This window comes from Gilliamella apicola, from assembly GCF_000599985.1.
Classification (GTDB): Bacteria; Pseudomonadota; Gammaproteobacteria; order Enterobacterales; family Orbaceae; genus Gilliamella; species Gilliamella apicola.
Map to the genome: position 1 here is coordinate 587,119 of NZ_CP007445.1, position 20,214 is coordinate 607,332.

Sequence of the window (20,214 nt, forward strand, 5' to 3'; positions counted from 1 at the left end):
GTTTATATGAAAAGTGTTGCAATAAAACAACCTAATGAATTAGTAATCGAGGAACGTGAAGTTCCTCAACCTAAATCAGGTGAAGTTAGAGTAAAAGTAAAATTAGCCGGTATTTGTGGTTCAGATAGTCATATTTACCGCGGTCATAATCCTTTCGCTAAATATCCAAGAGTAATTGGACATGAGTTTTTTGGGGTGATTGATGCTGTTGGGGAGGGTGTCGATCAATCAAGAATTGGTGAGCGTGTTTCTGTCGATCCAGTGATTAGCTGTGGATGTTGTTATCCATGTTCTGTTGGTCGCCCTAATGTTTGTTCATCTTTAACTGTATTAGGAGTTCATCGTGATGGCGGATTTAGTCAATATGCAGTTGTACCAAGTAAAAATGCTTATGTAATACCAAATGAAATCGATGATGAATTTGCTGTAATGATAGAGCCTTTCACAATAGCGGCTAATGCAACTGCACAACTAAAACCGACCCAAAATGATGTTGCATTAATTTATGGCGCAGGCCCAATGGGATTAACTTCAGTGCAAGCCCTAAAAGGTGTGTATAACGTTAAAGAAGTTATTGTTGTCGATCGCATTGATGAGCGTTTAGCTATGGCAAAAAGTAGTGGTGCTGATCGGACAATTAATAACACATCATTATCTTTAAAAGATGAATTAGATAAATTGAATATCAAACCAACAGTAATCATTGATGCAGCTTGTCATCCTTCAATTTTACAAGAAGCAATTACAATTGCATCGCCAGCAGCAAGAATTCTTATCATGGGCTTTTCAAGCGATCCATGCCAAATAACACAACAAGGCATTACCAGCAAAGAGCTTTCTATTTTCTCGTCACGACTCAATGCTAATAAATTCCCAATCGTTATTGATTGGTTAAACAAAAAATTAATTGATCCTAAAAAACTGATTACTCATCGATTTGATTATACGGATGTAGTTCAGGCTATCCAAACTTTCGAAAAAGATCAGAAACAGTGTTGTAAGGTTTTATTAACTTTTAGTTAAGCGAATTTTTCCATACTAAACGATAAGTGAGAGCGAGTAAAATATGAATAAGATAGGAAATAATAAAAGTGAAAGAAATACTTCAGATCTAGTTAAAGCTGCTGTTTCTGGTTGGCTTGGAACCGCATTAGAATTTATGGATTTTCAATTATATTCTTTAGGTGCAGCACTTGTATTTCATGAAATATTTTTCCCAGAACAATCAGCCATTATGGCATTAATATTAGCGATGGGAACTTACGGCGCTGGATACGTTGCACGTATTGTTGGCGCTTTTATCTTTGGTCGCATGGGAGATGCAATTGGTAGAAAGAAAGTATTATTTATAACTATCACCATGATGGGAATTTGTACCACATTGATAGGTTTTTTACCAACCTATGCTCAAGTCGGTATTTTAGCTCCATTAATGTTAGTGGTTTTGCGTATTATTCAAGGATTAGGTGCTGGCGCAGAAATTTCTGGTGCTGGCACTATGCTCGCTGAATATGCGCCAAAAGGTAAACGAGGAATTGTCTCTTCACTTGTCGCTATGGGAACCAACTGTGGAACTTTAAGTGCGACAGCAATTTGGGCAATTATGTTTTTTATTCTAGATAAAGATCAACTAGTATCTTGGGGTTGGCGGGTACCATTTATTGCTAGTGTCATTGTTATGATTTTTGCCATTTGGCTCAGAATGAATTTAAAAGAGAGTCCTGTATTTGATGATGTAAATGATACAACAGCAAAAACAATTAATAATAAACCATCAATTAAACATATTTCACTATTTGAAATGTTTAAAAGTAAATCCTTTTGGTTAGCAACAGGTTTACGTTTTGGTCAAGCTGGGAATTCTGGTTTAATTCAAACTTTTTTAGCCGGTTACTTAGTACAAGCATTGTTATTTGAAAAAAGCATACCAACTGATGCTTTAATGATAAGTTCAATTATTGGGTTCTTTACCATTCCTTTCCTAGGTTGGTTATCAGATAAAATTGGTCGTCGTATACCTTATATCATTATGACTCTATCTGCAATTATCCTTGCTTATCCAATGTTATCCATTGTTGTTGATAAAAATCATTCAGTAAATACCATTATGTTATGTTTAATTGTTATTCATAACGTTGCAGTATTGGGTCTATTTGCTTTAGAAAACATCACAATGGCAGAAATGTTTGGCATGCGTAATCGATTTACTCAAATGGCGATATCTAAAGAAGCGGGTGGTCTTATTGCGGTAGGATTTGGACCAATTTTGGCGGGAATTTTCTGTAATATGGTTGACGATTGGTGGCCAATTGTTGTTATGATTATTATCTATTCATGCATTGGGTTAGTTTCTGCGATTTTAATGCCTGAGGTAAAAGATCGTAATTTAGCTGATTTAAAAGATGCAGCAGATAAATAAAAAATGGAAAAAATAATGAAATTATCAAATCAAACTTTATCACAACTACCTGAAGCGGTAGTTGTACCAAATTATGATAGAAATCAGCTTAAAACTAAAATCGTTCATCTTGGTTTTGGTGCTTTTCATCGTGCTCATCAAGCTATATTTGCCGATATTTTAGCAACCGAACATGGTAGTGATTGGGGATATTGTGAAGTCAATTTAATTGGTGGTGAAAAACAAATCGCTGATCTTAAAGAACAAAATTATTTATTTAGTGTTTGTGAGATGTCTTATGATAACTGGTCTACTCGAGTAGTGGGGGTCGCCAAAGAAGCATTACATGCAGATACAGATGGTATAGCAAAAATTCTAGAGGTTATGACGCGTCCAGAAATTGCAATTATCTCAATAACTGTCACCGAAAAAGGTTATTGCTATTTACCCGCAACAGCATCAATTGATATCAATAATGTACTTATTCAACACGATCTTAATAATCCAACTAATCCTAAAAGTGTGCCGGGTGTCATCGTTGAGGCGTTACGTATCCGTAAAGAAAAAGGCTTAAAACCCTTTTCAGTAATGTCTTGTGACAATATGCCAGAAAATGGTCATGTAACACGTAACGTAGTTTTGGCTTTAGCAAAAATAAGAGATGCAAACTTATCCCAATGGATTGAAGAGAATGTCAGCTTTCCATCTACTATGGTTGATCGTATTGTGCCTGCAGTAACGCCAGATACAATGGCAAAAATACAAAATCAATTGGGTGGCATTGAGGATCCAGCCGGTGTTGCTGGAGAACCATTCAAGCAATGGGTAATTGAAGATAATTTTGTCGCAGGTCGTCCAGAATGGCAAAAAGCTGGTGCGGAATTAGTCAATGATGTTTTACCTTATGAAGAAATGAAATTACGCATGCTAAACGGTAGCCACTCCTTTTTTGCCTATCTAGGCTATTTAGCTGGATATTTACACATAGATGAATGTATGCAAGATCCTTATTATGTGAAAGCAGCTCGTCACCTTATGTTACAAGAACAAGCAACAACCTTACGCGTAAAAGGTGTCGATTTATCAGCTTATGCCGATTCGTTGCTTGATCGCTATCGTAACACAGGTCTTAAACATCGTACTTGGCAAATTGCAATGGACGGTACATTAAAGTTACCACAACGAATGCTTGATTCAGTCCGTTATCATTTAGCCAATAATACACCATTTGATTGTTTGGCGTTAGGTATTGCTGCTTGGATGCGATATGTTAGTGGTATCGATGATAATGGTAAGGATATTGAAGTTAGTGATCCATCCGCAGAGCAATTAAAAGAGTTGGTATCAAATAGTCCAGATAATCAAGAGCGAGTTAAAGCATTATTATCATTAACGCATGTTTTTGGTACTGATTTATCTAACGATCAATATTTTATAGATCAAGTTACCAACGCTTATTTATCTTTAAGAGATAAAGGTGCTAAACAGACCGTTGAACAATTAGTCCATCTTTTTTAACACAACTAACAATAATTAATAAAACCAAAGTGTAATAATCAGTAGTATTGTTACACTTTTTTAACTGTTTGAATATAAAACAGAACCTATTTTATTGTTATGGATATTTATTAAAAAAACTTTTCTTATACAAAAAAATCACCTACTATTCTTAGTTATTTATTCTTTTACATAAGATGGTATATGTTTAAATCTATCGACTTAAATATTTCTGAACCTGTTAATCAACAAATTTATCGTACATTAAGAAAAGCTATCATTACCTGTTATGTATTACCGGGTGTTTTACTTTCAGAAAAAGAAATTTCCAGTCAATTCAATGTTTCTCGCCAACCTGTTCGTGAAGCATTCATTAAACTAGCTGAAGCAGGTCTTGTGCAAATTCTTCCTCAACGTGGCACATTTGTAACGAAAATTTCTATCAAAAAAGTAGTGGATGGTCAATTTATTCGTGAAGCAGTTGAATGTGCCATTATCAAGCGGGCAGCTAAAGAGATTAGCCAATCAGACATTTTACTGTTACAAAAAAATCTTGCGGAACAAAAACAGGCCAATGAACGTGAAGACATAAGCTATTTTTTGGAAAAAGATGACGAATTTCATCAAATAATCATGAATGTAATTGATTGTCCTATGGCATGGCAAACAGTCGAAAATATCAAAGCAATGATGGATAGAGTAAGATATTTAACATTAGAAGATGTTTCACCACCAGAAGATCTAGTTAAACAACATGAAAAAATCTTAATTGCATTGGAAAATCATGATCCAGAGCTTGCAGCACAGGCTTTACACGAACATTTGTCGGCGATTCTACAAACTATAACAATCGTGTCGCAGCAAAAAAATGAATGGTTTGTTGATTAATATTACTTTATTTTTTGATTATAAAATCAGACTATTTATTAACTGGTAGATTCATAGATTAGCTTATTTAGTTAAAAAAATTAATAAAATGACTGGTTATAGTTATAACGCTATAATGTTTTTTTGAACAAAATAGTTAAGGTTGTAATATGATTAAACAAGTAAAAATTAAAGTGAGTGGACGGGTACAAGGGGTTGGATTTCGTTTTTTTACTTATCAACAAGCGCAAAAATTTGGCTTATTTGGATACGTTAAAAATTTGGATAATGGTGATGTTGAAATTCTTGTTCAAGGGGACAGTTTGCAAGTAACTAATTTTACTCAATGGCTTAACCAAGGTGGGCCTGCTTCTGCTCGTATTAACAATATTGATATTTGTGAATTAATACCTGAAAACGATTTATCTTCTTTTAATATCCGATATTAATATATATAAATAAGTTAATCTTATGAATTTTAATAGTAGTAACTCAGTTTTCTAAATAATGGTTATAAAGTTAGCTAATATATAATATTCTAAAATTCGCTTTTAACGCTTACGTAAATAACCTAAAACATGATAAGCATCTATTGTCCATAATCCATCTTTATAAATTAATGGAAAAGTAGCTCGACTACTAGCGGTAGGGCCTGGATTTTGCTGAATGATCTCAATATTATTATCAGTAACTTCACTGATGATGGCTACATGACCATATTTAGACCAACCTAATACAATAATATCGTCAACTTGAGGTTTAGTGGAGGAACCATTATGGAACTGAAGTAAATTCCGTCTAGGATTTAGACTTCCATCCTTTATTGAATCATCAAAAAAATCTTTAGCATGACCATAACTGTCAGGCATTTTATGATTAAATCGTTCGTAATAGTAGCGTTTAATAAATTCAACACACTGGTACTTCAGCCCTAAATTATAACCGTCTTTTGCTACATTCCTACCACTTACATGATCTATATCACCGTTATAATAAACTTTAACACCATTAAATTCATCAACAATCATGCCAATTTTACTTTCATTAACGTTTGAATCAGCATAAACAACACGACAAAAACCATAACCTGATAATATTGATAAAATAATTATTGATAAAATAATTTTTTTAAAGCTTAACAAAATTTGTGGTTCCTATTACGTATCTTTTCATCATTAATCTAATAATTTTGATATATTTGTATCTTAAAAAAGAAAAATGTGTTGATCCAAACAAGTGTTAAATTTTACCATTAAATGTCATCTGTTTTATAGTAAAAAAGAAAATATATAAGTAAATTATCAATGTTTTCAATTATTATCTTGTGGTTACTTAACTTCTTTTAATGTCAGATATTAATTTAATAAAAAATAAAGTAAAATAACCAAATTACAGAACCTAAAGATAACGATTTATCCTTGTTATTGATTAAACTTATTCGTGTGATAAAAATATGCTATGAATAAAAAAAACTTAATCTATATCTTAATTATCATTGTGGTCGTTGGTGTTTATTATAATTATCAGAAAGATGATGACTCAGATTCAATGTCAACAATTAACTTATCTGATACACCAATATATCAAAGTGATAATATGATAACGAATATTTATGACATATCAGGAGAGATCATCTACAAAATTGAATCAGTTAAAGTTAGACATTTTGATGAATCAAATAATACTGAATTTGATTTACCAAATTTGACTATTTATGATCGGGAGCATTCTGCTACATGGAATATTCACTCTCAAACAGCGACATTAACTAATGATAAACTGATTTATCTTAATCAAAATGTTCAATTAGATAATTTAACTACTGATGCTCAATTACAGCATGTATTAACAGATAATGCTATTATTGATTTAACAAGCCAAAATGTCACCTCTAAAGATCTTGTTACTATTAAAGGAGTTGGCTTTTTTTCAACAGGGCAAGGATTAATTGGAAATTTACGGACAAAAACCGCTAATATACTTGAAAATATAAAAACTTATTATAACACTGAGGCACAATAAAAAATGAGATTGCAAAAACGGTTTATTTATCCATTATTTTTTATATTATTTATTTCATATGGTTGTTTTGCCGATGAGCCAAATACATCAACATCCGAAGAACAGCCAAGTACATTAACATCTGAAGAACAGCCAGATAACAAGATGTTAATTAATAATAAACCTATTACGATAGATGCCAATAATCAACAGATTGATATTGATAAAAATATCATAACATTTAGCGGTAAGGTGCAAATAACTCAAGATGGTTTAACTATTTTAGCTGATAAAGTGATAGTAACTGATATGCAGGATTCTACAAAACAGAAAATTACAGCTTATGGTAATCCAGTAAATTTTAAACAAATATTACCTCAAAATAATAAAGTTGTGACAGGACATTCAGGGCAAGTTATCTATGATGTTAAAAAAAATACCGTGACCTTACTCAATAATGCGGAATTATTTCAACAGGATAATCACGTGGTTAGTTCAATTATTACTTATAATGTGAAAAAACAGTTGATACTAGCTCAACCTAAAAAAGGGCGAGTAAAAAGCACTATTATTGCAAGTCAAGTTAAAGAGATAAATAAATAAAATGTCAATCTTAAAAGCGGAAAATTTAGCCAAAATTTACAAGAAACGTCGTGTGGTTGAAGATGTCAGTTTAACTGTAAACTCAGGTGAAATTGTTGGTTTATTAGGACCTAATGGTGCGGGTAAAACCACCACTTTTTATATGGTTGTCGGTATTGTGACTTTAAATGCCGGTAAAATATTTCTTGATGATCATGATATAAGCATATTGCCTTTACATGAACGAGCTCAAAAGGGAATTGGTTATTTACCGCAAGAAGCATCAATTTTTAGAAAACTCTCGGTTATTGACAATATTATGGCCATTTTAGAAACACGCAATGATATTGATAAAAGCGAAAAAATTGCCCGAGCAGAAGAACTCCTTGAAGAATTTCATATTACCCACATACGTGACAGTATCGGACAATCTTTATCTGGTGGTGAAAGACGCAGAGTTGAAATTGCTAGGGCGTTAGCGGCTAACCCTAAATTTATTTTACTTGACGAACCTTTTGCTGGGGTTGATCCTATATCGGTTATTGATATTAAAAATATCATTAAGCATTTACGCGATAGAGGACTTGGCGTATTAATTACGGACCACAATGTGCGCGAAACGTTAGATGTCTGTGAACGTGCATATATTGTGAATAAAGGACATTTAATTGCTGAAGGTACACCAAGTGATATCTTAAGTAACGAATATGTTAAACGCGTTTACTTAGGAAATGAATTTAGATTATGATAAGACCCAGTTTACAACTGAAAATTTCCCAACAGTTGTCAATGACACCTCAACTTCAACTAGCGATTCGATTGTTGCAGTTGTCAACGTTAGAATTACAACAAGAAATTCAAACAGCACTTGAAAATAATCCATTACTTGAGATTGTAGATCAATATGATGAAGTCAATATTGAACAAATTGAGTTAAATGAAAATGTTGATACTCGTGAAGCCTTAGATAGCCGAGAAATTCCAGACGATATTCCACTTGATGCTTCTTTAGATGATATTTATACAGCAGGTACACCTTCTGGAACTCATTCTGATTATCGTAATGATGAATTACCGGTTTTCCAAGGTGAAACCCATGAAACATTATATGATTATTTAAAGTGGCAACTTGATTTAACTCCTTTTAGCGATATTGATCGTGCCATTGCTGTGTCAATTATTGATGCTATCGATGAAAGAGGCTATTTGACCGTTTCACTGGATGAAATCCTAGAAGAACAAGGTAACGATGAGATTGAACTTGAAGAAGTTGAAACCGTTTTAAAACGAATTTGGCATTTTGATCCAATCGGCGTTGGTGCCAGAACATTGCAAGAGTGTTTATCTATCCAAATTCAATATTTGACTCCACCAATATTTGTTAAACAGATTATTGATAATTATCTTGATTTATTAGCGGTTCGCGATTATCGAACATTAAAAAAAATGTTGAATGCAACAGATGAACAACTTAAAGAGTCCATCGATTTTATTCAACACTTACAACCTTATCCGGGTGATTCGGTAAATACCACTCCGCCTGATTATGTGATCCCAGATGTGGTAGTCAAAAAAATGAATGGGCGATGGATTGTTGAACTAAATAATGACACGATACCGAATTTGCGCATCAACCAGCAATATGCAGCTATGGAAAAAATTGCTAGTCAAAGCGATAGTCAATACATAAAATCACATTTGCAAGATGCCAATTGGTTTATTAAAAGTATTGAAAATCGTAACGAAACCTTGTTGAAAGTTAGCCAATTTATAGTTGAACATCAACAAGAGTTTTTCGAGCATGGTGCAGAATATATGAAACCAATGATTCTGTCTGATGTGGCTACAGCGATTGATATGCATGAATCTACGATTTCTCGTGTAACTACTCAAAAATATTTACAGTGCCCAGCTGGAATATTTGAATTAAAATTCTTTTTTTCAAGCCATGTTAATACTGAATCTGGGGGCGAAGCATCGTCTACTGCTATTCGAGCTTTAATTAAAAAATATATATCCGCAGAAGACAGTAAAAAACCATTGAGCGACAGTAAATTAGTTTCAATGTTAGAAAAACAAGGGATTATTATCGCTCGAAGGACCGTGGCCAAATACCGCGAAGCTTTGTCCATTCCACCATCGAGTCAGCGAAAACAGCTTTGAGCATAGACTAATTACAAAGCTGTTATATAACCATTTGGATTGAGAAATCAAACAATTTTACTGGTTTCAATAACCATCATATCAGTAGTAAATGAGCCATCAGGTTGCAGTTCAAAATAGTTTTGTGTATCACTAGCAGCCGTTACTTGATAGGCTCTAATTGCTTCCACTAATCGAGTCGGTGTGCGCATGCGTTTAACCCATGTATCAAAAGAGAGTGTTAAACGATGGCGAGCAATATTATTGATAGTAAAACCTGCCTCGGTCAAAAAAGTTAACCATTCACCCGGTGTATAGTCACGAACATGTGATGTATCACGCAAGGCTTCAATAGTTTGTAACCAGATATCTAATACTGGATGTCCGGGAGATACCACATCCATAATTATCAATTTGCCATTAGGTTTAGTAATCCTATGTAGTTCACATAAACTTTTACCCACATCGTGCCAATGATGTGCGGAATAGCGACTTGCGACAATATCAAATTGACTATCAGCAAAAGGTTGTTGTTCGGCATAACCTTGCACAGTGGTTAGATTATTTAAACCTCTTTCTTTAGCTGTTTGAGAAACGACAGATAACATTTCATCGGATAGATCATAAGCGATAACATGTTTTACGTGCTGTGCAGCAATAAAACTAACATGACCAGCACCACAGCCCATATCAAGTAATTGAGCATCAGGATAGTTAGCAAGCAAGTTAGATAAATATTGCAGATCGGGACCTTGGGCGTGAACTTTACTGGTTAGATAGGCGTTGGCTTGTTCACCAAATTGTTGTTTTACGTGATCATGATGTGTTGCCATGGCGATTTTCCATTGTTAGGCGCCAAAAGGGCGCCTTAAAACGATTAAGCTAAAAAGGTTGGGATTTTGTTTTCAAATGAGCTGATAGCATCTTCATGCTGTAAGGTTAATCCAATATTATCCAAGCCATTTAATAAACAGTGACGTTTAAACGCATCAATTTTAAATGAATATTGTTTTTCGCCTGCAATCACAACTTCGTTAACCAGATCGATGGTAAATTCGATCCCTTCGTTAGCCTCAACAATTTTGAATAATTCATCAATATCATCTTCTGATAGATTAACTAACAGCAACTGATTATTAAACGAGTTATTATAAAAAATATCTGCAAAACTTGAACCTATGATGGTTTTAAAACCATAATCCGCAAGTGCCCATGGTGCATGTTCACGTGATGAACCACAACCAAAATTTTCGCGTGCTAATAAAATACTGGCACCTTTATAACGTGGTTTGTTCAATACAAAATCGGGATTTGGTTGCTGACCGGCATCATCTAAAAAACGCCATTCATGAAATGCATGTTTACCAAAGCCAGTACGGGTTACTTTTTGTAAGAACTGCTTAGGGATAATTGCATCAGTATCAACATTAGCCGCATCTAAAGGTACGACTAGTCCGGTATGTTTAGTAAATTTAGCCATGACGAGCCTCCTTAAAATGATTTACGAATATCAGTAAAATGACCGGTAATAGCTGCCGCTGCTGCCATAGCAGGACTGACTAAATGTGTACGGGCATCACGACCTTGACGACCTTCAAAATTACGGTTACTGGTTGATGCACAGCGGTCGCCTGGTGCCAATTTATCATCATTCATCGCTAAACACATTGAACAGCCCGGTAAACGCCATTCAAAACCAGCTTCAATAAAGATTTTATCTAAACCCTCAGCTTCGGCTTGCTCTCGAACAGGCCCTGAACCTGGAACGACTAATGCTTGCACACCATCGGCAACTTTACGACCTTTAGCAATTTGAGCCGCAGCACGTAAATCTTCAATACGTGAATTAGTACATGAACCTATGAATACTTTATTAATTTTTATGTCCGACATTTTTGTGCCAGCTGTTAATCCCATGTAAGCTAAAGCACGTTCTGCTGAATGTTTCTCGATAGGGTCATTAATATCATTAGGATTTGGTACTTGAGCATCGATCGAAGTTACTTGACCTGGGTTAGTACCCCATGTTACTTGTGGCGCAATGTCTTTACCTTCTAAAGTTACAATGGTATCAAAATGGGCACCTTCATCTGTTTTTAATGTTTTCCAGTAAGCAACTGCTTTGTCGAAATCTTCACCTTTTGGCGAAAATTGACGACCTTTCAAATATTCAAAAGTTACTTCATCAGGTGCGATAATACCTGCTTTTGCGCCCATTTCAATTGCCATATTACATAATGTCATACGGCCTTCCATAGATAAGGCTTTTATTGCTTCACCACAAAACTCAACCACATGGCCAGTACCACCAGCACTAGTTGTTTTACCAATAATTGCTAAAATGATATCTTTTGCAGTAATACCATCGGCCACATGTCCTTTAACTTCAATCTTCATGGTCTTGGCTCGACCCTGTTTTAGCGTTTGAGTTGCTAACACATGTTCTACTTCCGAAGTACCAATACCAAAAGCCAATGCACCAAAAGCTCCGTGTGTAGCAGTATGGGAGTCACCACATACAATTGTCATGCCTGGTAAAGTCATCCCTTGTTCAGGTCCTACAACATGGACAATACCACGTAATGGGCTTTGTAAACCATATAATGAAACCCCAAATTCTTTGGCATTTTTATCTAGTTCTGTTAATTGAATTCGAGCCATTTCACTACAAGCGCTAAGCTCATTACTTTTAGTGGAAGTATTATGATCCATTGTCGCAAAGGTTTTATTTGGCTGACGTACTTTACGATTCATGGCTCGCAAACCATCAAACGCTTGCGGGGAGGTAACTTCATGAACTAAGTGCCGGTCGATATATAAGATAGGCGTCTCATTTGGCGCTTCGTAAACGACATGTGCATCATACAATTTTTGATACAGTGTTTTTGACATTGCTGTTTTCCTTGTTATTTCTTATAACTGGTACTAAAAATTTAGCTAACATACATCATTCTCTAACAGTTAAATAATCACTAAAACCTAAAAGGGATACTATAGATTTATGAATTATTAATACTCAAATATCCCTTAATTGGATTGATCAAAAACTATTAAATAAGTTTACAAATAATATCACCCATTTCATCGGTTGAAATAGATTGCTGTTTTTGGGCAAGATCAATTGTACGATAGCCTTTTTCTAATGCTTGATTAACGGCGGTTTCAATTGCTGTTGCAATATCATCTCGTTTTAAGCTGTAACGTACTAACAATGCTAACGACAAGATTTGTGCCGCAGGGTTAGCAATATTTTTACCTGCAATATCTGGTGCACTACCGCCAGCAGGTTCGTATAATCCAAAACCTTGCTCATTAAGACTCGCAGATGGTAGCATTCCCATAGAACCAGTAATCATTGCGCATTCATCCGATAAAATATCACCAAATAAATTAGAACACAAAATTACATCAAATTGTGAAGGATCTTTTACTAATTGCATAGTGGCGTTGTCAATATACATATGTTCAAGAGTAACATCAGGATAATTTTTTGCCACTTCTGTCACAACTTCACGCCATAAAATTGAGGTTTGTAGTACATTGGCTTTATCAACAGAAGTCACTTTTTTACGACGTAAACGTGCAGCTTCAAAGCCCATTTTAGCAATACGCTCAATTTCGAAGCGGTGATATACTTCAGTATCAAAAGCTTTTTCCTGAGCCCCACTGCCTTCACGTCCTTTAGGTAAACCAAAATAGATGCCACCAGTTAATTCGCGCATACACAAAATATCAAATCCACGTTCTGCAATATCAGCACGTAATGGACAAAGCTCCTCTAAACCTTGATATAAACGGGCAGGACGCATATTGGCAAATAATTTAAAATGTTTACGTAAAGGTAATAATGCTCCGCGCTCTGGTTGTTGATCTGGCGGTAGATTAGTCCATTTAGGTCCACCTACTGAACCGAATAAAATTGCATCGGCTTTTTCGCAGCCTTCTAAAGTGTCTTTGGGTAAGGGGCAGCCATGAATATCAATTGCAGCTCCACCAACATCATATTCACTGGTTGTTATAGCTAAATTATATTTTTTGCGGATGACTTCAAGTACTTTATAAGCTTGTTTCATTACTTCTGGACCAATACCGTCGCCGGGTAGTACTGCAATATGGTAACTTTGTGTCATGTTCTTATTCCTTAACAATTTAATGTATTGATTTACTTTGTTTCTTAAATAACAAAATAATATTAAACAAGGTGTAATTTTTGCTTTTCTTGTGCAACTTGATTTGCTCGATAAACATTATTTAAAACATTAATTAATGCTAATGCCGATGCGTGAACAATATCGGTCGCTAATCCTACACCATGGAATTTGCGCCCTTTATATTCAGCAACAATATCAACTTGACCTAAGGCATTTTCGCCTTGTCCTTTGGAAGCTAGTTGATATTTAACAATTGCTATAGGTTCATTAGTAATTCGATTTATTGCTTGATATACAGCATCAACAGGACCATTTCCGGTAGCTGCATCGGAAAATTTTTTATCTCCAACTAATAAGCTAACCGAAGCTGTTGATACAACTGTTGAACCAGATTGAACATTGAAATAATCCAAAACATAATGTTCTTTTTCATCTTTTAGTTGATTGATAAAAATAAGTGCTTCAAGGTCATAGTCAAACACTTGGCCTTTTTTATCGGCAAGTTCTAGAAATGCTTCATATACTTGATCTAATTTATAATCTTTATCATGATAGCCTAGTTCTTCTAAACGATGCTTCACAGCGGCTCTTCCTGAGCGTGAAGTTAGATTCAATTGAATTTGATTTAATCCAATTGATTCAGGTGTCATGATTTCATAGGTTTCGCGATTTTTTAATATACCATCTTGATGAATCCCAGATGAGTGTGCAAAAGCATTACTACCAATAACCGCCTTATTAGGCGGTATTGGGGTATTAGTAATTTGGCTTACGATTTGGCTAGTACGATATATTTCTTGATGATTAATATTAGTGTGAACATTTAAAATATTTTGACGAACTTTAATCGCCATAATAACTTCTTCTAAGGCTGTGTTGCCTGCGCGTTCACCTAAACCATTCATCGCGCCTTCAATTTGCCTAGCGCCTTCTTGAATCGCGCTAATCGAGTTAGCCACTGACATGCCCAAGTCATCATGACAATGAACAGAGATAATCGCTTTATCAATGTTCGGGACACGTTCAAATAAGGTACGAATAATGCCACCAAATTGATAAGGGACAGTATAACCGACAGTATCTGGAATATTGATCGTTGTTGCCCCTGCTTGAATTGCTGCTTCAACAATCCGACATAAGTTATCAATTGGGGTACGGCCTGCATCTTCACAAGAAAACTCCACATCATTAGTATAATTACGTGCACGTTTAATACAGTGCACAGCCCTGTCAATGACATCTTCAAATGTCATTTTTAATTTGTCTTGCACATGTAAGGTTGAAGTTGCCATAAAAGTATGAATTCGAAATTGATCGGCAACTTTTAAAGCTTCTGCTGCAACATCAATATCTTTGTCAATACAACGAGATAGTGCACAAACACGGCTATCTTTAATTGTTTTTGCAATGGTTTGCACCGATTCAAAATCGCCAGGAGATGAAATAGGAAAACCAACTTCCATAACATCAACATGCATTCTTTCTAACGCAAGCGCTATTTGTAATTTTTCTTTAACACTTAAACTTGCTTGCAAGGCTTGTTCACCATCGCGTAATGTTGTGTCAAAAATAATGACTTGATCGCTCATTGTTCTATCCTTTTTATATTCTAGCGCTATTGCGATATTTCAAGTTAAGAAAACAAAAAACCCGCACTTTAGCGCGGGTTCTTGTTAATTAGTGAGTTATTTAATAAATTATCTTTACTCCACACACAAGGTATCCGCGCAATCAGATGCGAGGAGGAGAGTGAGCAGAAGGTAAATTGATTTAATCATTAAAATTCTCTAATTATGTAATTTAAATTGGTTAAAATACTGTCATTAGTTTTATCAAATAATAATTTGAATGTCAAGAGTAATATTTATAGATTTTTCATTTTAACATACTAATTATTGGGTAAAAATTCGGTATATGTTAAGAAAAATTGTTCATTATTATTAGCGATAATAGTTTTTCAATTTAATAAATTTTTTATGTAAAGTTATAAAGAAATATCATTTAAGCAACAATTATATTGTAATTGAGTTAAATGTGTGCACAATATCAATTAATGTTTATTAAAAACATCTCCAATGCTGTTGTTAATTCATATTTTGTCCGAATCATAAATTTGACAAGAGTATCTAATTAATCTAATTTTTAAACTCTTTAAGTTACCTTTCATTAACAATCATTAAGATGGAGTTATAATATGAATATTGTTGAGATTTCCCAAAACCGCTATACAACTAAACATTATGATAAAACAAAAAAAATCCCTAAAGAGAAGTTTGAACAATTGTTAACGGTTTTAAGAAACAGTCCATCATCAGTCAATTCTCAGCCATGGCATTTTTTTGTGATTGATAATGATCCCGTTAAAAATAAAATTTTACCGGCAATTACTGAGTTTAATCAACCTCGAGTCACAGACTCATCGCACACTATTGTTTTTTGTATTAAAACGCCATTAGATGAAGCGCATTTGGTTAATTTATTAAAGCAAGAAGAAAATGATGGGCGCATACCAACTGCGGAATTAAAGGACGCTCAAGATCAAGGTAGACGTTATTTTGTTAATTTAAATAGCTCAACACCTCAATCTCAGCAATGTTGGGAGGGTAAACAAGCCTATCTTGCTTTAGGACAATTGCTTTTTGCAGCTGCCGCTATTGGTATAGATTCAACAGCTGTTGAAGGATTTGATAGTGAAAAAATGGATGAGATTTTAGATTTAAAAGCCAAAGGATTAAAAAGTTTAGTGATAGCGACTCTAGGTTATCGATCTGAAAATGACGGTAATGCGCATCGTCCTAAATCACGCCTACCAAAAGAACAGATTTTCACTTTTTTATAAATGATAAAACAGAGCAATATAATTATCCCACCTAATAACAGGTGGGATAAATTAAAAAGATAGGTACTATTTTTGAAAATAATTGTCAGATTTTAAAAATATATCTTCGATCGTTTGTTGTTGTTCTGGTATAAATTTGTCATTATAAAAAAATAACCCTAGACCATACAGATAGAATCATTACAATATACGCCATCAATCACATAGCAATACAATAGGTTGCTAGTTTTAATTAACTAAATGGATAATGTTTTATGGCGCAATATGTTTATACCATGAATCGCGTAGGGAAGATTGTTCCTCCTAAACGCTATATTTTAAAAGATATCTCTTTAAGTTTTTTTCCAGGTGCCAAAATTGGGGTATTAGGTTTAAATGGTGCAGGTAAATCTACATTATTACGCATTATGGCGGGTGTGGATACTGAGATTGAAGGCGAAGCTCGCCCACAACCTGATATTAAAATCGGTTATTTACCTCAAGAACCTAAGCTCGATCCTAAGCAAACCGTACGAGAGGCGATTGAACAGGCTGTTGGTGATGCAAAAAAAGCACTCGCTCGACTAGATGAAGTTTATGCAGCTTATGCTGATCCTGATGCAGATTTTGATAAATTAGCCAAAGAACAGGCAGAGCTTGAAGCAATTATTCAATCGCAAGATGCCCACAATTTAGATAATCAATTAGAGCGTGCAGCCGATGCCTTACGCTTACCTGATTGGGATGCCAAAATTGAAAATTTATCAGGTGGTGAGCGTCGTCGTGTTGCTATATGTCAATTATTGCTTGAAAAACCAGACATGTTATTAATTGATGAACCAACTAACCATTTGGATGCTGAATCTGTAGCTTGGCTTGAACGATTTCTTCATGACTATGAAGGAACTGTTGTTGCAGTAACTCATGACCGTTACTTCTTAGATAATGTTGCGGGATGGATCTTAGAGCTTGACCGTGGTGAGGGTATTCCATGGGAAGGTAACTATTCATCTTGGCTTGAACAAAAAGACCAGCGCTTAGCACAAGAAGCGGCAACCGAATCAGCACGTCGTAAATCGATTGAAAAAGAGCTTGAATGGGTAAGACAAAATCCAAAAGGTCGACAAGCGAAAAGTAAAGCCCGTTTAGCAAGATTTGAAGAGCTAAACAGCAACGATTACCAAAAACGTAACGAAACAAACGAACTCTTTATTCCACCTGGACAACGTTTAGGTGACAAAGTTATCGAAGTAAGCAATTTAAGTAAATCTTATGGTGATCGGGTACTGATTGATAATCTTTCATTCACTATTCCAAAAGGGGCAATTGTGGGGATTATTGGTCCAAATGGTGCGGGTAAATCAACACTATTTAGAATGTTATCAGGTAAAGAGCAACCAGATTCAGGTACTATCACTTTAGGTGATACAGTACAATTAGCGTCGGTTGATCAGTTCCGCGATAGCATGGATGATAAGAAAACCGTTTGGGATGAAATTTCCAATGGACAAGATATTATGCGTATCGGTAATTTCGAAATTCCAAGCCGCGCTTATGTTGGTCGTTTTAATTTTAAAGGTGTTGATCAGCAAAAACGCGTTGGTGAGCTTTCAGGTGGTGAACGCGGGCGAGTACATTTAGCCAAATTATTACAAGTTGGTGGCAATGTGTTATTGCTTGATGAACCGACCAATGACCTAGATGTTGAAACATTGCGTGCGCTCGAAAATGCGTTATTAGAGTTTCCGGGCTGTGCTTTAGTTATTTCGCATGACCGCTGGTTCCTTGACCGTATTGCCACTCATATTTTGGATTACCAAGATGAAGGACATGTTGAGTTTTTTGAAGGTAACTTTACTGAATATGAAGATTGGAAAAAACGTACGTTAGGTGCAGAAGCTGTCGAACCAAAACGTGCTAAATACAAACGTATTACGAAATAGTTGATATTGTTGATAAAGCTTATCCGCCGGTCATAATTCGGCGGATAATCAAAAAACAAAAAATATCTGGTCAGAACCGCTATATTTAAAATTGCTATATTTAGAATAGCTACTTAAAATAATTATTCAATCTACCCCATTAACAAATCTATTTAATAATATGTATTAAACAAGCAATTAAGCAAAATCTTTTGATGCTTTAACAATTTTGGCAAATGTATCAGTTAACAAATGCGGTATAGCACTTACACCGCGGTTTTTTGCATCATCACAAACAGCAATAGCTAAATCGGGTTTAGAAGTGCGATGGATGGCTTTTTGAATAATTTTAGGTACAGGCATATCAATGTGTTGTACCGTATTATACGCCGCCAATTTATAAACATCACTAAAACCGTGTTTGAACAAGAAGTTTTCAATATCTCGCGCAGGCAATACGGTTAAATAATCACTTGGATTTTTGCCTTCAGGACATAGTGATTTTACTGTATCAGCATATTTTTTACCTGCCATATCTCCATCGGTTATTACATACCAATGAATGCCCATTCGGTTGGCATATTTTATCAACGGTTTTAAACCGCATTGAGCAAATTCAATTAACTGTACCCCTTCCGAACTTAAATGATAACCACTCTGTTCAGCGAGCTCTCGCAGTAACCAAACTTCGGTTTCTCCTTCCACTAATAGCCAACAACGGGCAAATATGGCGCTGGCACGTCGATAAAAAATATGAAATAAAATACGACGACTATCATCAGTTCCAAAAGAATGTGGTGTAATATATTTAGCGATAATTTTATCGGGCATGCGGATCAAGCGATAAATAGTATCTAATGGAAAGAGTGACACTAAATCACTTGAATTAGAGGTGATGATTTTTTGCGTTGGTAAATGCTTGAGTAACCGAAATCCAACCGATAAGATGATAGGGTGAATTTGGCTTTCAGGCTCTTCTAAAATTAAAATTGGTACTGAACTTTGTGAAAGGGCACTATTGCCTTTAGCATTAATAATTGACCCAAATACCCCCAACAAGGTTGCGCGTAAGTAATCATCATTTAAATCATCTAAAATATTATTAATACGTTCCAGTGAATCCCAGTCTTCACTGCGTGGACTTGTTTTTTTTGCCACTTGCTTATAGTGATAACGATGCTGTTGATCGACAAAATAATATTCCAAAAGCGAACGAGCGGCTTGCAAACCTCGCTGTAATTCATTTTGGCTTAATTGTGAAGAGTGTGTTTTTAACTGATTTGATAGCTCCTCAACAAAATATTCCGACAAGGGTTGATTTGTAATAGGTAAATCATCACTGTTAATTGTATTTTTTAGCGCCATTACTGGGTTGAGTTCAATTAAATGTGCAATCAACAATTTATGATTTTCAACATTAAAGGGCTCACCATTTGCATTAACCAGCACATGCTCACTGATAATATTATCACCTTGTTTATCGGCGCTAATATGGTAAGTAATGCGACGCAACTTATCTTGTTCTGAATAAATACTAACAGGAACGAGTGAGTGATAAGCTTGTTTATCTAGTTCTTTTAAGGCCGATTCGCAATAAGTAATTTTGATGCTAATGTGATCACCATAAACATGATTTTGGTCATGATAAAAGTCAGTATCAACAAATTGATAAAGCTTATTGTTAAGGGATAATAATGTTAGTGCACTAATTAAACTTGATCGTCCCCAACGGTTTTCACCAATTAGTACACTTGAAATTGCGTTAAATTTCAAAGATAACTGACTAATACCCCGAAATCCTGTAATATCAATTTGCTCAATAAACATAGTATTTCC

Annotated in this window: 18 protein-coding genes; 11 read left to right on the top strand and 7 right to left on the bottom strand. The window is 35.0% G+C overall.

Features of this window, described 5'->3' with window-relative positions; all coding sequences use genetic code 11:
* Positions 1 to 6: 6 nt before the first annotated feature.
* The 5 genes from GAPWK_RS02765 to yccX all read left to right on the top strand — a co-directional run bounded on the left by GAPWK_RS02765 (position 7) and on the right by yccX (position 5,211).
* Positions 7 to 1,023 carry a Zn-dependent oxidoreductase gene (locus GAPWK_RS02765; RefSeq protein ID WP_025314767.1) on the top strand — a complete coding sequence of 339 codons (1,017 nt, stop codon included), beginning with the start codon at positions 7 to 9 and terminating at the stop codon, positions 1,021 to 1,023.
* Positions 1,024 to 1,066: 43 nt separating this feature from the next.
* A complete protein-coding gene (locus tag GAPWK_RS02770; RefSeq protein ID WP_025314768.1) occupies positions 1,067 to 2,419 on the top strand; it encodes an MFS transporter in 1,353 nt (450 codons plus the stop codon).
* Between the two features lie 15 nt (positions 2,420 to 2,434).
* A complete protein-coding gene (locus GAPWK_RS02775) occupies positions 2,435 to 3,916 on the top strand; it encodes a mannitol dehydrogenase family protein (protein ID WP_025314769.1) in 1,482 nt (493 codons plus the stop codon).
* Between the two features lie 183 nt (positions 3,917 to 4,099).
* A complete protein-coding gene (locus GAPWK_RS02780) occupies positions 4,100 to 4,783 on the top strand; it encodes a GntR family transcriptional regulator (RefSeq protein WP_025314770.1) in 684 nt (227 codons plus the stop codon).
* 149 nt (positions 4,784 to 4,932) lie between these two features.
* Positions 4,933 to 5,211, top strand: a complete 279-nt coding sequence (yccX, locus tag GAPWK_RS02785) for an acylphosphatase (RefSeq protein ID WP_025314771.1) — start codon at positions 4,933 to 4,935, stop codon at positions 5,209 to 5,211.
* 102 nt (positions 5,212 to 5,313) lie between these two features.
* Here yccX and GAPWK_RS02790 read toward each other — a convergent pair whose 3' ends face one another.
* Positions 5,314 to 5,904 (bottom strand): CHAP domain-containing protein, encoded by a 591-nt coding sequence (locus tag GAPWK_RS02790; RefSeq protein WP_202961680.1) that lies wholly within the window; start codon positions 5,902 to 5,904, stop codon positions 5,314 to 5,316.
* A 316-nt stretch (positions 5,905 to 6,220) separates the two neighbouring features.
* Between GAPWK_RS02790 and lptC the strand changes: the two genes are divergently transcribed.
* Genes lptC through GAPWK_RS02810 form a run of 4 tightly spaced genes read left to right on the top strand, consistent with a single transcriptional unit; the run spans position 6,221 to position 9,508 of the window.
* A complete protein-coding gene (gene lptC / locus GAPWK_RS02795; RefSeq protein WP_025314773.1) occupies positions 6,221 to 6,784 on the top strand; it encodes an LPS export ABC transporter periplasmic protein LptC in 564 nt (187 codons plus the stop codon).
* 3 nt (positions 6,785 to 6,787) lie between these two features.
* Positions 6,788 to 7,366, top strand: coding sequence for a lipopolysaccharide transport periplasmic protein LptA (gene lptA, locus GAPWK_RS02800; RefSeq protein WP_025314774.1), 579 nt, complete (start codon positions 6,788 to 6,790; stop codon positions 7,364 to 7,366).
* 1 nt (position 7,367) lies between these two features.
* Positions 7,368 to 8,093: an LPS export ABC transporter ATP-binding protein gene (lptB, locus tag GAPWK_RS02805; RefSeq protein WP_025314775.1), complete on the top strand. Its 726-nt coding sequence runs from the start codon at positions 7,368 to 7,370 to the stop codon at positions 8,091 to 8,093.
* Entirely contained in the window at positions 8,093 to 9,508 is a 1,416-nt protein-coding gene (locus GAPWK_RS02810) for an RNA polymerase factor sigma-54 (RefSeq protein WP_025314776.1), read from the top strand. The genes lptB and GAPWK_RS02810 overlap by 1 nt, the downstream gene beginning before the upstream one ends.
* Before the next feature lie 47 nt (positions 9,509 to 9,555).
* Here GAPWK_RS02810 and GAPWK_RS02815 read toward each other — a convergent pair whose 3' ends face one another.
* The 5 genes from GAPWK_RS02815 to leuA form a co-directional block, all read right to left on the bottom strand.
* Positions 9,556 to 10,326 carry a class I SAM-dependent methyltransferase gene (locus GAPWK_RS02815; protein WP_025314777.1) on the bottom strand — a complete coding sequence of 257 codons (771 nt, stop codon included), beginning with the start codon at positions 10,324 to 10,326 and terminating at the stop codon, positions 9,556 to 9,558.
* A 38-nt stretch (positions 10,327 to 10,364) separates the two neighbouring features.
* Positions 10,365 to 10,967 (bottom strand): 3-isopropylmalate dehydratase small subunit, encoded by a 603-nt coding sequence (gene leuD / locus GAPWK_RS02820; protein WP_025314778.1) that lies wholly within the window; start codon positions 10,965 to 10,967, stop codon positions 10,365 to 10,367.
* Positions 10,968 to 10,978: 11 nt separating this feature from the next.
* Entirely contained in the window at positions 10,979 to 12,379 is a 1,401-nt protein-coding gene (leuC, locus tag GAPWK_RS02825) for a 3-isopropylmalate dehydratase large subunit (protein ID WP_025314779.1), read from the bottom strand.
* A 158-nt stretch (positions 12,380 to 12,537) separates the two neighbouring features.
* On the bottom strand, positions 12,538 to 13,617 hold the full coding sequence (gene leuB, locus GAPWK_RS02830) for a 3-isopropylmalate dehydrogenase (protein ID WP_025314780.1): 1,080 nt from the start codon (positions 13,615 to 13,617) through the stop codon (positions 12,538 to 12,540).
* A 62-nt stretch (positions 13,618 to 13,679) separates the two neighbouring features.
* Positions 13,680 to 15,227, bottom strand: coding sequence for a 2-isopropylmalate synthase (leuA, locus tag GAPWK_RS02835; RefSeq protein ID WP_025314781.1), 1,548 nt, complete (start codon positions 15,225 to 15,227; stop codon positions 13,680 to 13,682).
* A 605-nt stretch (positions 15,228 to 15,832) separates the two neighbouring features.
* On the opposite strand from leuA, the gene nfsB reads away from it, so the two are divergent.
* Complete coding sequence (gene nfsB / locus GAPWK_RS02840) at positions 15,833 to 16,477, top strand: oxygen-insensitive NAD(P)H nitroreductase (RefSeq protein ID WP_025314782.1); 645 nt, start codon at positions 15,833 to 15,835, stop codon at positions 16,475 to 16,477.
* Positions 16,478 to 16,731: 254 nt separating this feature from the next.
* A complete protein-coding gene (gene ettA / locus GAPWK_RS02845; protein ID WP_025314783.1) occupies positions 16,732 to 18,399 on the top strand; it encodes an energy-dependent translational throttle protein EttA in 1,668 nt (555 codons plus the stop codon).
* Between the two features lie 177 nt (positions 18,400 to 18,576).
* Here ettA and GAPWK_RS02850 read toward each other — a convergent pair whose 3' ends face one another.
* Positions 18,577 to 20,205: an ATP-dependent nuclease gene (locus GAPWK_RS02850; protein ID WP_025314784.1), complete on the bottom strand. Its 1,629-nt coding sequence runs from the start codon at positions 20,203 to 20,205 to the stop codon at positions 18,577 to 18,579.
* Between the last annotated feature and the right edge of the window lie 9 nt (positions 20,206 to 20,214).

Bases quoted from the DNA above. Each gene is read 5' to 3' on its own strand.
- GAPWK_RS02765 (WP_025314767.1), top strand. From the start codon at position 7: ATGAAAAGTGTTGCAATAAAACAACCTAATGAATTAGTAATCGAGGAA.
- GAPWK_RS02770 (WP_025314768.1), top strand. From the start codon at position 1,067: ATGAATAAGATAGGAAATAATAAAAGTGAAAGAAATACTTCAGATCTA.
- GAPWK_RS02775 (WP_025314769.1), top strand. From the start codon at position 2,435: ATGAAATTATCAAATCAAACTTTATCACAACTACCTGAAGCGGTAGTT.
- GAPWK_RS02780 (WP_025314770.1), top strand. From the start codon at position 4,100: ATGTTTAAATCTATCGACTTAAATATTTCTGAACCTGTTAATCAACAA.
- yccX (WP_025314771.1), top strand. From the start codon at position 4,933: ATGATTAAACAAGTAAAAATTAAAGTGAGTGGACGGGTACAAGGGGTT.
- lptC (WP_025314773.1), top strand. From the start codon at position 6,221: ATGAATAAAAAAAACTTAATCTATATCTTAATTATCATTGTGGTCGTT.
- lptA (WP_025314774.1), top strand. From the start codon at position 6,788: ATGAGATTGCAAAAACGGTTTATTTATCCATTATTTTTTATATTATTT.
- lptB (WP_025314775.1), top strand. From the start codon at position 7,368: ATGTCAATCTTAAAAGCGGAAAATTTAGCCAAAATTTACAAGAAACGT.
- leuD (WP_025314778.1), bottom strand. From the start codon at position 10,967: ATGGCTAAATTTACTAAACATACCGGACTAGTCGTACCTTTAGATGCG.
- leuC (WP_025314779.1), bottom strand. From the start codon at position 12,379: ATGTCAAAAACACTGTATCAAAAATTGTATGATGCACATGTCGTTTAC.
- leuB (WP_025314780.1), bottom strand. From the start codon at position 13,617: ATGACACAAAGTTACCATATTGCAGTACTACCCGGCGACGGTATTGGT.
- leuA (WP_025314781.1), bottom strand. From the start codon at position 15,227: ATGAGCGATCAAGTCATTATTTTTGACACAACATTACGCGATGGTGAA.
- nfsB (WP_025314782.1), top strand. From the start codon at position 15,833: ATGAATATTGTTGAGATTTCCCAAAACCGCTATACAACTAAACATTAT.
- ettA (WP_025314783.1), top strand. From the start codon at position 16,732: ATGGCGCAATATGTTTATACCATGAATCGCGTAGGGAAGATTGTTCCT.
- GAPWK_RS02850 (WP_025314784.1), bottom strand. From the start codon at position 20,205: ATGTTTATTGAGCAAATTGATATTACAGGATTTCGGGGTATTAGTCAG.